The 14008-nt window shown below is 67.1% G+C and carries 11 protein-coding genes and 1 pseudogene; 5 read left to right on the top strand and 7 right to left on the bottom strand.

Features of this window, described 5'->3' with window-relative positions:
* Nucleotides 1-5: 5 nt before the first annotated feature.
* A complete protein-coding gene (locus LRA89_RS16330) occupies nucleotides 6-569 on the bottom strand; it encodes a recombinase family protein (RefSeq protein WP_230771933.1) in 564 nt (187 codons plus the stop codon).
* A 337-nt stretch (nucleotides 570-906) separates the two neighbouring features.
* Here LRA89_RS16330 and LRA89_RS16335 point away from each other — a divergent pair, with 337 nt between their 5' ends.
* From LRA89_RS16335 to LRA89_RS16355, 5 genes are all read left to right on the top strand, one after another.
* The gene (locus LRA89_RS16335) at nucleotides 907-3927 is read left to right on the top strand and encodes a TonB-dependent receptor plug domain-containing protein (protein WP_230771935.1); all 3021 of its coding nucleotides are present in this window, start codon (nucleotides 907-909) and stop codon (nucleotides 3925-3927) included.
* Between the two features lie 401 nt (nucleotides 3928-4328).
* Nucleotides 4329-5255 carry an SGNH/GDSL hydrolase family protein gene (locus LRA89_RS16340; protein ID WP_230771937.1) on the top strand — a complete coding sequence of 309 codons (927 nt, stop codon included), beginning with the start codon at nucleotides 4329-4331 and terminating at the stop codon, nucleotides 5253-5255.
* Nucleotides 5255-6487, top strand: coding sequence for a GDSL-type esterase/lipase family protein (locus tag LRA89_RS16345; protein ID WP_230771939.1), 1233 nt, complete (start codon nucleotides 5255-5257; stop codon nucleotides 6485-6487). The genes LRA89_RS16340 and LRA89_RS16345 overlap by 1 nt, the downstream gene beginning before the upstream one ends.
* Nucleotide 6488: 1 nt before the next feature.
* On the top strand, nucleotides 6489-7904 hold the full coding sequence (locus LRA89_RS16350; protein WP_230771941.1) for an MBOAT family O-acyltransferase: 1416 nt from the start codon (nucleotides 6489-6491) through the stop codon (nucleotides 7902-7904).
* 12 nt (nucleotides 7905-7916) lie between these two features.
* The gene (locus tag LRA89_RS16355) at nucleotides 7917-8264 is read left to right on the top strand and encodes a hypothetical protein (RefSeq protein WP_230771943.1); all 348 of its coding nucleotides are present in this window, start codon (nucleotides 7917-7919) and stop codon (nucleotides 8262-8264) included.
* A 185-nt stretch (nucleotides 8265-8449) separates the two neighbouring features.
* On the opposite strand, the gene LRA89_RS16360 is transcribed toward LRA89_RS16355, so the two are convergent.
* From LRA89_RS16360 to LRA89_RS16385, 6 genes and pseudogenes are all read right to left on the bottom strand, one after another.
* Entirely contained in the window at nucleotides 8450-9751 is a 1302-nt protein-coding gene (locus LRA89_RS16360) for a hypothetical protein (RefSeq protein ID WP_230771946.1), read from the bottom strand.
* A 345-nt stretch (nucleotides 9752-10096) separates the two neighbouring features.
* The gene (locus LRA89_RS16365) at nucleotides 10097-10660 is read right to left on the bottom strand and encodes a cell wall hydrolase (RefSeq protein WP_230771948.1); all 564 of its coding nucleotides are present in this window, start codon (nucleotides 10658-10660) and stop codon (nucleotides 10097-10099) included.
* A 409-nt stretch (nucleotides 10661-11069) separates the two neighbouring features.
* Entirely contained in the window at nucleotides 11070-11324 is a 255-nt protein-coding gene (locus LRA89_RS16370) for a PepSY domain-containing protein (RefSeq protein ID WP_230771950.1), read from the bottom strand.
* A gap of 43 nt (nucleotides 11325-11367) precedes the next feature.
* On the bottom strand, nucleotides 11368-11658 hold the full coding sequence (locus tag LRA89_RS16375) for a HipA domain-containing protein (RefSeq protein ID WP_230771952.1): 291 nt from the start codon (nucleotides 11656-11658) through the stop codon (nucleotides 11368-11370).
* Between the two features lie 356 nt (nucleotides 11659-12014).
* Nucleotides 12015-12959: pseudogene (locus LRA89_RS16380) on the bottom strand (IS481 family transposase); the annotation flags it as partial.
* A gap of 279 nt (nucleotides 12960-13238) precedes the next feature.
* A complete protein-coding gene (locus LRA89_RS16385) occupies nucleotides 13239-13904 on the bottom strand; it encodes a transposase (protein ID WP_230771954.1) in 666 nt (221 codons plus the stop codon).
* Between the last annotated feature and the right edge of the window lie 104 nt (nucleotides 13905-14008).

Consider the following 14008-nt stretch of genomic DNA (forward strand, 5'->3'; position numbering starts at 1 on the left):
TGGCGTCACCGGGCAGCGGCAGCGGCGGCCAGCGCCCGGTAGAGCGTGGCATGGTGGCATTGGAGCAGCTTGGCGGCGTCCCGCACCGACGTGCCCTCGTTCACCAGTCGTTCGCCCAGCGCGATCTGATCGGGCGTCAGCCTGGGCGGGCGGCCGAAGCGCACTCCCCTCGCCTTAGCCGCCGCCCGGCCGCTGCTGGTGCGCTGGTGGATCAGCTCGCGCTCGAACTCGGCGATGCCGGCGAACACGGTCAGCACCATGCGACCGGCGGGCGAGGTCGTGTCCGCCCAGGGCTCGGCCAGCGAGCGCAGCCCCGCCCCCGCCGCCTTCAGCGTCTCGGCAATGTCGAGCAGGTCGCGGGTGGAACGCGCCAGCCGGTCGAGCCGCGTCACCACCACCGTATCGTCGTCGCGCAACTGGTCGATCATCCGCGCCAGCTCGGGCCGGTCGCGCTTCGCGCCCGACACCTTCTCCTCGAAGGTCCGGCGGCAACCGGCTTCGGCCAGCGCGGCGCGTTGCAGCCGCAAATCCTGGTCGTCGGTCGAGACACGGGCATAGCCGATCAGCATGTCGCGAATATGTATCGGAACCGCCGCATTCGGCAACCGACTTTTGCGACACCGCAACGTGCGGAAACGCGGTCGGCGGATCGCTGTCGCGAAACTTAGGAGTTGCGCGACACGGCGGGAAAAGCCCGCAAACTCGCCCGAAGAAACCGGCGCAGCATGCCGCCGACGATCCTGGCCATAACCCACGGCCGGTGTGTCCCTTCGGCAACACCGGCGACGCTAGTAGGCAGGGCCTACATTTTGCCGCTTGCCGGGTTCCAATATAAATACTCTTATATCGATCAAGCCCAAGCGGCTGAATAAACGGGGAAACTACGTGAAGCTGTCACATCTTTATGTGGCCACGGCTCTGACGCCGCTGGCCATCGCTATCGCTTTGCCTGCGGCGGCACAGACCATCGCCACCGATACGCAGACCAGCCCGGTGCCCGACCCCACGCAGGTGCCGGCCGACGCGCAAAGCCCGCAGTCGCCGAACGCCGACGCGCAATCGGCCGGGGCCGACATCGTCGTCACCGGATCGCGCATCCGCCGCGACGAATATTCGGTCGCCGAGCCGATCACCGTGGTCGGCCGTGACGAAATCACCCAGGCGGGCTTCGCCAGCATCGCCGACGCGCTGCAAAGCAACGCGATCGCGCAGGGCGCATCGCAGATCAACAGCGCCTATGGCGGCTTCGTCACCGACGGCGGCGGCGGTGCGAACACCCTCGGCCTGCGAGGCCTTGGCCCCAACCGCACGCTGATCCTGCTCAACGGCCGCCGGTTGGCGCCGGGCGGAACGCGCGGCTCGCTGCTCGCCGCCGACCTCAACGTGCTGCCCAACGCCATCGTCGAGCGGATCGAAGTGCTGAAGGCCGGCGCGTCGTCGGTCTATGGTTCCGACGCCGTCGCCGGCGTGGTCAACATCATCACCGACCAGAAGCTGAGCGGCCTTCAGCTCAATTTCCAGGTGAACGTGCCCGAAGTCGGCGCGGGCATCGATCGTCGCGCCAGCGCCAGCTTCGGCTTCAACAACGACCGGCTGAGCATCATCGGATCGGCGGAATATCGCAAGCGCGACACGCTTTCGCGCAACGACGTGCCGTTCTTCGGCTGCCCGATCGGCGGCTTCCTGAACGGCGAAGGATCGGCATTCGGATCGGGCGACAATTTCTCGCCGGACGATCCCCGCGCCTGCTTCACGATCGACAACGGCGGCGTGACGATCAACACCCTCGGCCTGCCGACGCGCGACGCGATCGGCCGGACCAGCGGCACCATCGGCCGGTTCAACCGGTTCGTGCCCGCGCCGGGCGTCACCACCGGGCCGTTCCCCGGCTATCTCGGCGTCGGCACCTATGACCGCGACACCTTCGATCCGCGGCAGGAAGAAGAGCCGCTCATCAACTCGGCCGAAATCTACACCGGCTATCTCGCCGCCACCTACAAGCTGGACTTCCTCGGCGATGCCGAAGTGTATGGCGAACTGCTGGCGACGCGCCGCAAGTCGTCGACGCCGCTCTACCGCCAGTTGTCGCTCGACTATCTCCAGGGCAGCCCGCTGCTGCCCACCGCGATCCGCAACGGGGCGTTCGCCAATCCGACCAACACGTCGAGCGGCCGGCTGATCGCGGCGCGCGCCTTCATCGGCTATGGCATGACGTCGTCCGAACAGACGGTCGACTATGTCCGTGCGTCGGGCGGGGTGCGCGGCGACTTCTTCTTCCCGCGCTGGCGCTATGATGCCTATGTCGGCAAGTCGTTCAACGACGGCACCTATGAAGCCGAATCGTTCCTGACCGATCGTCTGGCCAATTCGCTGAACGTCGTGGCCAACGCCAACGGCACCTTCAGTTGCGCCAGCGCCGCCGCCAACCCGACCTGCGTCGCGGCACCGGCACTGACCGCCGGCGTGATCGGCGGCGACCTGCCCGCCGCGTTCCGCAACTACATCGTCCAGAACACGATCGGCAAGACGCGCTTCCGCGAGACGACCTATGCCTTCAACATCGACGGTCCGCTGTTCCACCTGCCCGCCGGCGACGTGCAGGTCGCGCTGGGCGTCGAGCATCGTCGCCAGAGCATCGACGATCAGCCCGACCTGAATTCGGTCAACGGCAACCTGTTCGGCCTGACGGCGGCGACGCCCACGGTCGGCAAGGACAATGTTAAGGAAGGGTTCGGCGAAATCTTCGTGCCGATCTTCGAGGACAAGCCGTTCTTCTATCGCCTGAACCTCACCGGATCGGCGCGCTATACCGACTATGCGTCCTACGGGTCGGACGTGACCTACAAGGTCGCGGGCGAATGGGAGCCGTTCCGCGGCTTCGGCGTGCGCGGCAGCTATGGCACGTCGTACCGTGCTCCCGCGCTGGCCGAACAGTTCCTGGGGGCCACCAGCGGCTTCCTCGCCGCCAACAGCGATCCGTGCAGCGCGCTGCCGGTCGCCGACGAACAATCGCCCAACCAGCGGATCATCGCGCGCAACTGCGCCTCGATCGGCCTGCCGGCGGACTTCGAACAACGCAGCGGCATCACCTCGTTCCGGGTCGGCGGCGCCGAAGCGGGCCTCAGCGCGGAAACGTCGACCAACTGGACGATCGGCGCGGTGGTGCGCCCGCAACTGCCCGAGTCGGTGGGCCAGTTGTCGCTCTCGCTCGACTATTTCGACGTGAAGGTCGACAATGGCGTGTCGGACCTGAGCGGAACGACCATCCTCCAGCGCTGCTACGGCAACGCCAATTTCGATGCCACCGGCGGTTTCTGCCGCTTCGTCCAGCGCGATGCCAACCAAGCGCTGACCGTGACGAGCAGCTTCGTCAACCTGTCCGAAAACATCGTCAAGGGCTTCGAATTCAACGGCCGCTATGCCCGCGAATTGCTGGGCGGAAAGTTCATCCTGAACGCCAACGTCACCAAATATACCGAACAGTCGACCCGCCTGTTCCCCGAGGAGTTCCTGACGGACTCCAACGGCATCGTGACGTCGCCCGACTGGGTCGGCAATTTCGACGCGACGTTCAACGTCGACGCCGTGACCATCCGCTACGGGCTCGACTGGACCGATGGCGACCGCAACCGGACCTATGATTATTTCGCGTTCGACAATCTGACCGGGATCAGCGACCCCGAGCTGGTGCAGGAATATCGCGACAATTACTATCTGGAGGTCGACAACTACTTCCTGCATTCGCTGTCGCTGCAGTTCAACGTGCAGAAGCAGTTCCAGTTCACGGTCGGCGTCCGCAACATGCTCGACACCAAGCCGCCGCGCATCAGCGCGGTCGGGTTCACCACCGTCGCCAACGCGCCGCTGTATTCCGGCTACGACTATGTCGGACGGCAGTTCTTCGCCAACGCCAACATCAAGTTCTGATAGCCTGTCTGGAAACTCGCGGAAACGCGGGTTTCCATGCGGTGCCGGCCCGCTCCCCCTCCCGACCACCCAATCAGGATACGCTGTGGGTGGTCGGGAGGGGGAGCGGGCCGGCACCGCAAAATGCGTTTCGACGCATTTTCAAACGATCCGGGCGGGATTGACCTTCAGCCAATGCCACGGCTGTTCGTCGTTCCCGCGCAGGCGGGAACCCATAGACGCAACATGCGCGATTCGATCGCCGGCGTCGGCGTGTATGGATCCCCGCCTGCGCGGGGATGACGCGGGGGGAGCGGGCCGGCACCGCCTCGAAACCCGCCCTTCCGCAAGTTTGCGGATCATACCGAAAAACTCCGATCTGCCTCCCTTGCGGATATTCCGGCGTCGGGTAGATCGACCCGATGATCCGACCAAAATGGACCCCCGTAGCTTGGCTGGCGGACCGGATGGCGGTCCTCGTCCTCGGGCTGATCGCCGGCTTCCTCGTCGGGCTGTCGTTCGCCGGCGACGGGCGCATCCTGCCGGCCGCGACGACGGTGGCGAGCACGGACGGCCCCGCCCCGTCCCCGGTGCCGCCGGCACCCCCCGTCGCGGCGCAGGGCGTCGACGGGCCGATCCCCCCGCAGGTAACGGCACGGATGCGGCGCGGCGGCGTGCTGCGCGTCGGCGTGTTCGGCGACAGTTTCGGCAACGGCATCTGGGACGCGCTCTACCGGCAATTGCCCACAAGCGACGGCTATGAGGTGCTGAAATTCGCCAAGGAAGCCACCGGCTTCACCCGCTATCGCACGCTCGACCTCGAAAAACGCGCCTATGAGCAACTGGCACGCGATCCGGTCGACGCGGTGGTCATCAGCTTCGGCGCCAATGACGCGCAGGCGGTCTATGACGACGGGCATCTATACCCGTTGATGGGCGACGGGTGGAAACGGGTGATCGGCCAGCGGGTCGACCGGTTCGTCGCGGCGGCGCGATCGACCGGGGCGGTGGTCTATTGGGTCGGGCTGCCGGTGATCCGCGATCCGCAGCTCGATGCCGACATGCAGGCGATGGACGGTTTCTACGAAGCGCATATGCGTCGCCTCGGCGTGCCGTTCGTCGATTCGCGTCCGCTGACGCTGGGCGCGGACGGGAAATATACCGCCTATCTGCCTGACTCGAAGACCGGGCGACCGGTGTTGATGCGCACCGGCGACGGGCTGCACATGATCGGGATCGGCTATCAGCGCCTGACCAGCGGCGTCGCCGCCGACCTGCGCCGCTATGCCGCGCGCGTCCGGCAGGCGGCGGGGCGGCCCGCACCCACACCGACCGGGGAGCCACGCTGATGCCCGCACTTCTGGCCGTCGCGCTGGCGCAGGCCGCCGCCGCCGCGACCTGCAACGGGGCGCTGTGCGATGCCGATCGCCTGCGCCCGTTCCTCGAAAAGCTGGCGGATGCGCCCGCCGATCCCGCGCCGGTCCGCATCCTCCAGATCGGCGACAGCCACACCGCCGGCGACCAGATCACCGGAAGCTGGCGGACGCTGTTGCAGGCCCGCTTCGGGCGCGGCGGGCGCGGGGTGATGGCGGTCGGGCGGCCCTATGCCGGCTATCTGACGCGCGACATCACCGCGACCCAGTCGCCCGGATGGAGCGTCGACGGCATCTTCGGGCCGGCCTATCGCCCTGCCGGCCCCGTGCGGATGGGGCTTTCCGCCTATAGCCTGACCAGCCAGACCCCCGGCGCGACGGTGACGCTGAGTGCCGACGGCGGGCGGACGTTCGACCGGCTGACGCTGTGCGCGCTGACCGGGCCGGGGGCGGGCACGGTGCGGCTCGGCATCGGCGCGGCGTCGCTCGACTGGTCGCTGGCCGCGCCCGCCAGCGGCAGCCAGTGCCGCACGCTCGATGCCGGTGGCGAGGCGTCGGGCGCATCGGTGACGGTGATCGCCGGCCCGGTGACGCTGACGTCATGGGATACGGCACGCAGCCGGGGCGGCGGGGTCGTCCTGTCGAACCTCGGCACGGTCGGCGCGCAGCTCGTCCATTTCGGCCGGACCGACGAGCGCGTCGTCGCGACCGAACTGGCCACCTATCGCCCCGACCTGATCGTCGTCGCGTTCGGCACCAACGAAGCGTTCCGCCCCGGCTTTTCGGCCGCCGCCTATGAAGCCACCTTGCGCGCCGATCTCGCCCGGCTGCGGCGACTGGCCCCCGGTGTGCCGATGCTGTTGTTCGGCGCGCCCGATTCCGCCACGCGCACCCCCGGCCTGCAAAGCGGCGAGGGCGGGATCAGCCCGCCCTGCCCTACCTCGGCGCTCTGGCGGCCGACCGCCGCGCTGGCGGCGGTACAGGCGATCCAGCGGCGACAGGCGCATGCCGCCGGCATCGCCTATTGGGACTGGGCGCAGGCGATGGGCGGGCGCTGCACCGCCGATGGCTGGACGCAGGGGACGACGCCGCTGATGCGCGGCGACCATGTCCATTTCACCAGTCGCGGCGGCGCGGAGATCGCACGCCGGCTCCAGGCCGATCTCGACCGCGCGCTCGCCGCGCTGCCCGTGCGGGACCGGTTCTAGAATGCTGTTTCCGACGCTGGGCTTCGGCCTATTCTTCCTCGTGGTCTATGCGATCACTTGGTCGCTCGGCCGGTCGAACGAATGGCGCAAGATCGCGCTGCTGCTGGCGAGCTGGTTCTTCTACGGCGCATGGGACGCGCGGTTCGTCGCGCTGCTGTTCGTCTCGGCGGTGGTCAACTGGGCGCTGGCGCAGGGAATCGTGCGCGACCGGGAAGGGGCGGACGGACGACGCGGGCGGGCGCTGGTCACGCTCGGCGTCGTCGCCAATCTGGGCGTGCTGGGCTATTTCAAATATGCCGGCTTCTTCCTCGAACAACTCGCCAGCCTGTTGCAGCCGTTGGGCTTCGGGCGCGACCTGCCGTTGTTGCAGGTGGTGTTGCCGGTCGGGGTATCGTTCTTCACCTTTCAGGCGATCTCCTATCTGGTCGACGTCCATCGCCGGCGGATTCCGGCGGCGGGACTGCTCGACCTGACGCTGCTGATGTCGTTCTTCCCGCATCTGGTCGCCGGGCCGATCGTGCGCGGCGCGGACCTGTTGCCGCAGTTCCGCCGCGTGCCGGTGATCGATCGCGGCACCGTCGCCGCCGCGCTGCTGCTAATCGTATGGGGGCTGTTCAAGAAGGCGGTGATCGCCTCGCAACTGGCCGGCGCGCTGGTCGATCCGGCGTTCCTCGATCCCGCCGCGCGGTCGAGCTTCGACCTGCTGATCGGCGCTTACGGCTATGCGGTGCAGATCTACTGCGATTTCTCCGCCTATTCGGACATGGCGATCGGGCTGGCGGCGCTGCTCGGCTACACTTTCCCGCGCAATTTCGACCAGCCCTACCGCGCCGCCTCGCTCCAGGATTTCTGGCGGCGCTGGCATATCAGCCTGTCGAGCTGGCTGCGCGACTATCTCTACATTCCGCTCGGCGGCAGCCGGAAGGGGCCGGTGCGCACCTATCTCAACCTGTTCGCGACGATGGTGCTCGGCGGGCTGTGGCATGGCGCGAGCTGGAGCTTCCTGATCTGGGGCGCGCTGCACGGCGGTTGGCTGGCGATCGAGCGGTTCTGGGCACGGCATCGCCCCGCCGGCCTGCCGCGCGCGCCGCGCTGGGCGGGGATCCTCGTCACCTTCCACATCGTCGTGCTGGGCTGGATCTTCTTCCGCGCACAGGGCGAGGGGGAGGCGGTCGCCTATCTCGCCGCGCTGGGGGCGGGCGACTGGCGCAACACGCTGGTCACGCCGCTGTCGCTGGGGCTGGTCGCCTTCGGCCTCGCCATCCATGCGCTGCCGGCCCATCTGCTTACCGGGGCGGCGATGCGGCTGCGCCACCACGCCGCGCCGGCGATCGCCGTGGCGCTGGGCGTGGCGATCCTGATCGTCGACGCGATGCGCCCCGCCGGGGTCGCGCCGTTCATCTATTACCAGTTCTGAAGCGGGGCAGTCATGACCACGGGTGCCGACCATGGCGAGATCGCCGAAGCAGGATCGCCGGTACAGGTGCCCGCCGACCCGGTCGACAGCGTGCGGCCGCTGCGCTGGATGACCGGCATCGTCGCGGGCGCGACGCTGTTCCTCGCGCTGTTCAACGCCCCTGCGATCGGCGAATGGTTCGACGAACTGCCGCCGTCGCCCGCCACCGAACCGCTGCGCGCGCCGATCGCGGCATGGGTGGCGACGACCGCCCGCCTGGGGCTGGACACCCCGCGCACGGCGGTGCGTGCGCGCTGGGAAGCGGCACGGGCCGCGCGGTTCGGCGAGGAACGGCCGGGCGGGGACGAGGGGGCGGAATAGTGCAGGCGACGGTGCGATGCCGCGAACCGCGCGCGGTCAGGGGTCCGGTGAGAGGATGGTCAAATCGTACGCCAGGCCCCCGCAACCGTCCCGGTTGGGATCGCGAACGGCTTCCCAGTTCTCCTCCGTGACTATGGGTTTTTAGAACGCGAGCGGCGATATGGCGTCATATCGGCCCTCCCTTGTCACGGCGCGACGAGATCGTCAGGGGTCGTCGGGCCGCCGATGAGCCGCTCGAACGCCGCCCAGCGCGCGGCGGGGTTCGTGCCTACCGCCGCTATCGTCTTGGCAACCATGGCGCGACCCAGGAAATAGTTGAGCACATAGCTGCGATAGGTATCCACGAAACGGATGCTCCGTTGCGCTTCCTGCGGAGTCACCAGAAAATACTGCTCCTTCAAGGCAACGGCGCGAGCGCGATCGATCCGCCCGTCGATATAGTCGCGCGCGATCACCGCCGACGCCGGCGCGAGCTTCGCTTGCACAGCTCGGACCTTTTCGAACAGCGCCACGTCCGCCGGGTCGAGCCCGGCGAGGGGGGACAGCGTGTCACGTTCGAACGCAATGCGTTCATCGCCGGGGAACGCCAGGTCCGGGCCATAGTCGGCCGACCCTTCGGCGATCAGTGCCATCGGCGCAAAGAGGGGGAACACCGTGTACTCGATCCAGCGCCGCCGCTCCGCCAGATTTCGTTCGTACAGGGAATAGAGCACGTGATGCCCGGGATATGCCTCGTGGCAACCCAGCTTGATGACCATGTCCATCGTGAGCGGCACATCAAGGTTGACCTGAATCAGACTGTGCGCATGGCCCTGGAAATAATTATAACCGGCCCATGGCTTGTCGCGAACCATCTCCAGCGTGATCGCTTCGCCCGGCGGCATCGCGATATGGTCGAGCGTCCGGCGGCGACATTCGGCGATGGCTGCCTTGACCACCGTTTCCGCCTTTTCCGGCGGTACGATGACGCGGTCGCTCAGCCTTTTCATGCGATCGGCGAGCGTTCCCGGTCCGGCGGGCACGAGCCGGTCGAGCTCGGCGAGAACGGGATCAAAACTGGCGAGCGTCGGAGCAGCGAACGTCACGCCGAACAGGGCCTTGGACTCCTGATCGAAGCTGAGCTTCTGACCCACAACCATCGCCATGCGCGTTTGCGCGGCCGTGAGCTGGAGCAGCAGCGCCGCGCGGCGCTTGCGCTCGATGGGCGACAGCGTCTTCGGGCCGATCGCCGCCAGTCGCGTGTGCAGCCTCGCTGCATCGGCGCTCAGTTCAGATGGCGTGCGCTGGTCGAGCTTTGCTGCGGCGGCGAGAGTTGGCGGGCCGAAATAGGCATCGACATAGCCAGGGTCCCGCTCGCTCGCGGCCAGGCTTAGCGCCACATAGTCCTTGGCGATCGCATCGATCGCTGCGCCAGAACCGCGAGCTGATGCCGGAACGACGGCGAACCCGGCCCATACAATTGCCAAGAACCACATCAATCGTCGCATTCCGCCGTTCCCCCAACCCGGTTTTGATGGGGTCAATCACGGGCGCACGAAAAACACAATGAGCACTTTGGTGGCAGGCATTCCCGAAAACCAAGGTTGAAGGGGGGAGCGCCTGTGCGGCTCGATCCGCATCAACGGTATCCCCTGACCCGTCACGCGATCCATGCGCCCTGATCGGTCCCGGCTCGGGGCGGAAGCGCTCGAAGCGCCGGACCCCGGTCAGAGGACCCTGCAACAGACGTCATCCCGGTGAAGGCCGGGATTTCCCAGGGCCGATGCGCGACAGGCACCGCTGGAGGTCTCGGCCTTCGCTGGAGCGACGCCTCGATACCGGTGGATCGGACTTTAGCGGTAGAAGATGTGATCCGCGATCTGGGCGACGCGGACGCGCTTGGGCATCGAGCTGCCCGCCGAATGGAAGAACAGCGCGCCCGGCGCGACGTCCTCGTCCTTGCCGCTCAGGGTGCGGATGGCGATGTCGACGGCGGTCGACCAGCGGCCGTTGTTGCGCGGGGGGTTGTAGGCGTCGACGTTGAAGAACTGGCCGCGCTGGCGGACCACGCCGCACGCGCTGTCGGCGAACCGGCCGCTCTTGACGCGGGCGCGGATGACCTGCGCTACCGCCAGTTGCCCGCGATGCGGCTGATTGCCGGCTTCGTGGACCACGACCTTGGCGACGCATTCGACCTCGTCCTGGTCGATGTCGGCGGTGGCATCGGCCACGGCGGGTTCGGGCGGGAGATCGGCTTCGGGGCGGGCTTCGGGAATCGCCTGCATCACCGGAGCGGGGGTGGCGACCGCATCGGGGGCGGTGGCGGGAACAAGGGCCGGGGTCGGTTGTGGCGCGACCTGTGCCGGATCGGCGGTCATCGCGATATGGGCACTTGCGACGCCGCTAAGGGCCGTCAAACACCATAAAACCAGTACGGACCAGCGCTTGTTCATTCCCACTCGCTATTTATGCGCAAGGGTGCCCGCCATCGGCCGCGGAAACGCGGACAAAATAAAGCGGCCGTCGGGATCCCCCACGTCTCGCCGTCCGTTTCCCGCGTCTCGGTCACGCGGCATACAGGAACGGCTGAAATCGTTCGCTCCCATCGCTTCGCGGCGGCCGGCTGTCAACCGGCGGACGCTGCGCCGGCGACGAACCGTTGGTTCCATCGGATCAATCCATCGCCGAAACGACCCGTCTACACCGGATCGGCGCCGGATCAGCGCCGGCAGGGGCGATCGTCCTCCCGCCGGGGATCACGACGAATCGACGGGCGGTGCCGGCCCGCATATCGCATCATTATGTCGGATACCCCCGCGCGACCGCTCAGTCGGTGTCGGGTTCCATCGCGATGATCCGTCCGGTCTTCGGGCTCATGCGGAAGTCCCATGTCCGGCCGTGGCGGGTCGCCTCGCCTTCCCAATGATCGTCCTTGGGTTCGATCTCGATCAGGCGATAGCCTTCGCGGTGCAGCACCCGCTCGGCCTGACCGATCGAAATCCAGTCCTGTCCGGGTTGATCGGCGCGCGCGGGGACGTGCGCGATCGTCAGCCCGGCGGCGATCAAGGCAAGGGTCTTCATGGCGGGGCTCCTCGACAGACGACAGGTGCGCGCACCGCGGCGCTCACGCATAGCCCTCGAACGCATAGGGGTTCAGAAAGGCGCGCGTCCGCAATATTTCGCGCTCCACCAGGGGCAGCGCCGCTTCGCCGCACGGCGCATCGATCACCGCTCGCGCCGCAGCCTCGCTGAGCAGGAACGGCAGTGCCGCCGCCAGGGCGGCGACCGGGCGGCTGTCGCTGCGCTGGCCAACGATCAGCATCGCCTGGCTCGCCTCGTCCCCGCTGCGCGGCTGCGGACACAGGTCGTAGGCGGGGGTCAGCACCAGCGTCCGCCCGTAGCGAATTAGCGACATGGCGGCGCTGCCCGTCGTCGACGAACGCCTTAGGCCGCGCGCCACCGATCGAGCTGCCATGGTGCAGCGCCCGGTCGAGCGTCGCGGTGAGCGGCAGCCGCGCCTCGACTCGCGCGGCCGATGCGGTCAGTTCCTCCAGCGTCGCACCCGGCGCAACGCGCGGAACATATTCGGTGGCCAATCGCTGAAAATCGAGCGCGCCGACGCGGTCGGACCCGGATTCGAGCACACAGGTCAGCTCGCCCAGTTGAGCGACATCGCCCTCCTGCCCTGTCGCCCGGGCACCGGATCAATTCCCCTTTGCGCAGCGGCAGTTCGGGGGCGATCAGGACCGCCCCGGCACACGCGCGATAAATGTTTGGTCCCGGCGATTGATGGTGCGGGTTTGATATAAAGCGTTCCGGCTCATCCGTCCAAGCCTTGCAGATGGCTTCGTAGGGTGTGAGACCCCGCAAGGTCTTGAGCCGACGAGCGAAGTTGTAGGCGGCGACGAAGTCGGTCAGATGCTGGCGCAGCTGATCGTGATTTTCATAGTGGTAGCGCTTGACGGTCGCCTCCTTGATCGTCCGGTTCATCCGCTCGACCTGACCATTGGTCCACGGGTGACGCGGCTTGGTAAGGCGGTGCTCGATGTCGAGATCGGCGCAGGCGGCCTCGAAGGCGTGGCAACGGAACGGCAGCTTCTGCGCCCGCATTTCCCTGATGTCTTCGGGCGTCCAGCCATCGCCGGTCGGGTCGTTGAAGTGCGTGCCGTTGTCGGTGAGCACGGTGTGGATCCGATACGGCACCGCTGCAGCAAGGTGTCGCAGGAAGTCGCCGGCAATCCGACGGGTGGCCTTCTCGTGCAGCTCAACGAAGGCGAACTTGGACGTCCGGTCGATGGCCACCAGCAGATAAAGCTTGCCCTGCTCGGTCCGGACCTCGGCCAGATCGACGTGGAAATAGCCGATCGGGTACGCTTTGAACTTCGCCCGGACCGGCTTGTCACCATCAACATCTGGCAACCGACTGATGCCATGACGTTGCAGGCAGCGGTGCAGCGAGGACCTCGTCAGATGCGGGATCGTCGCCTGTAGCGCGTAGAGGCAATCGTCCAGCGGCAGCAGCGTATGGCGCCGGAACGCCACGATCACGGCCTCCTCCTCGATCGTCAACGTCGTGGATCGGGGTTCCTTGGGTCCAGTCCGCAAATCGGCCGTCGAGCTTCGCTTGCGCCACTTGGCGACCGTCTTCTGGTTGACGCCATGGCGCTTCGCCAGCGCCCTCAGGCTCTCTTTACTATGCTGTATCGCTCGACGGATGACCTAAGTCGTCGTGGCGCTCCCGTGTAGAACCTGGCCCATAGCGCTTCCCTCCACTCGCTCGTGGTTGTTGCACCAACAATCGCCGGGACCAAACATCAAGCTCTGACTGCCCGATCTTGATGATGTATTCGTACCGCCCGAAGTCACCTGGGCACCCCTATCAACGTGTCGCACGGCGATGACGGCAGGCTTACGGGAGCACCGGTTACGTCGCTGGCGGTTTGAGCGAGTCGTTTTCGGCTGTTGCCTGCCGTGAAACGTCCGCGCCAGGCGCAGCTATCCCATGGCGGCACGTCGTTCGTGGAAGATCAGGCGGTCGATGTTGTAGGCCAGGTTGGCGAGGGTGACCTTCACCTCGGCGCGGCGCAAGCCGATGGTGCGGATGAACAGCCCCATCTGGTCCTTCTGCCGGGCGAAGACGTGCTCTATGCGAGCCCGCACGGCGGAACGCTTCGCGTTGGCCCCTGCGGTGCGCGGCGACATCGGCTTGCCCCGGGGCTTCTTGCGGTGGATGCGACTGACCCGGCCCATCGCCTGCAGCCAGGCCTCGTTGGCGCGGCTGCGATAGGCCGTGTCCGCCCAGACGTCGGAGGCGGTGTTGTCGCGGGTGACCACGTCGTGCAGCATCCGCCCGTCGAAGCGCGCGCCATCGGTGATCTTCCCGCGTCGGATGAAGCCGTAGCGCCGGCAGATCGCGATGCTGCTCTTGTAGCCAAAGCTCGGGATGGCGATGTCGATCCCCGGCCGGCCGTCGGGCAGCGCGCGCGCTTTCGCGAACTTCAGCGTCCAACGCGCGTCGGTGTCCTTCTGCGCCGCCTTCGCCGGTTCGTCCGGCCAGATTTCCGCCGCGCTCCTGCCGGCCTTGACCGCTTGCACCTCGACCGCGGTATTGCGCTGCTTGGGTGCGGCCACCAGCGTGGCGTCGACGATCTGTCCACCCATCGGCGGATACCCTCGCTCGCGCAAGCTCCGGTCGAATGTCAAGAACAGCGCATCGATCGCCCCGATGAACGAGCGCCCAAAGTTAGGAAGCATAAAGGATCGTC

The organism is Sphingomonas sp. Leaf4 (assembly GCF_920939515.1).
In the GTDB taxonomy this organism is placed as follows: Bacteria; Pseudomonadota; Alphaproteobacteria; order Sphingomonadales; family Sphingomonadaceae; genus Sphingomonas.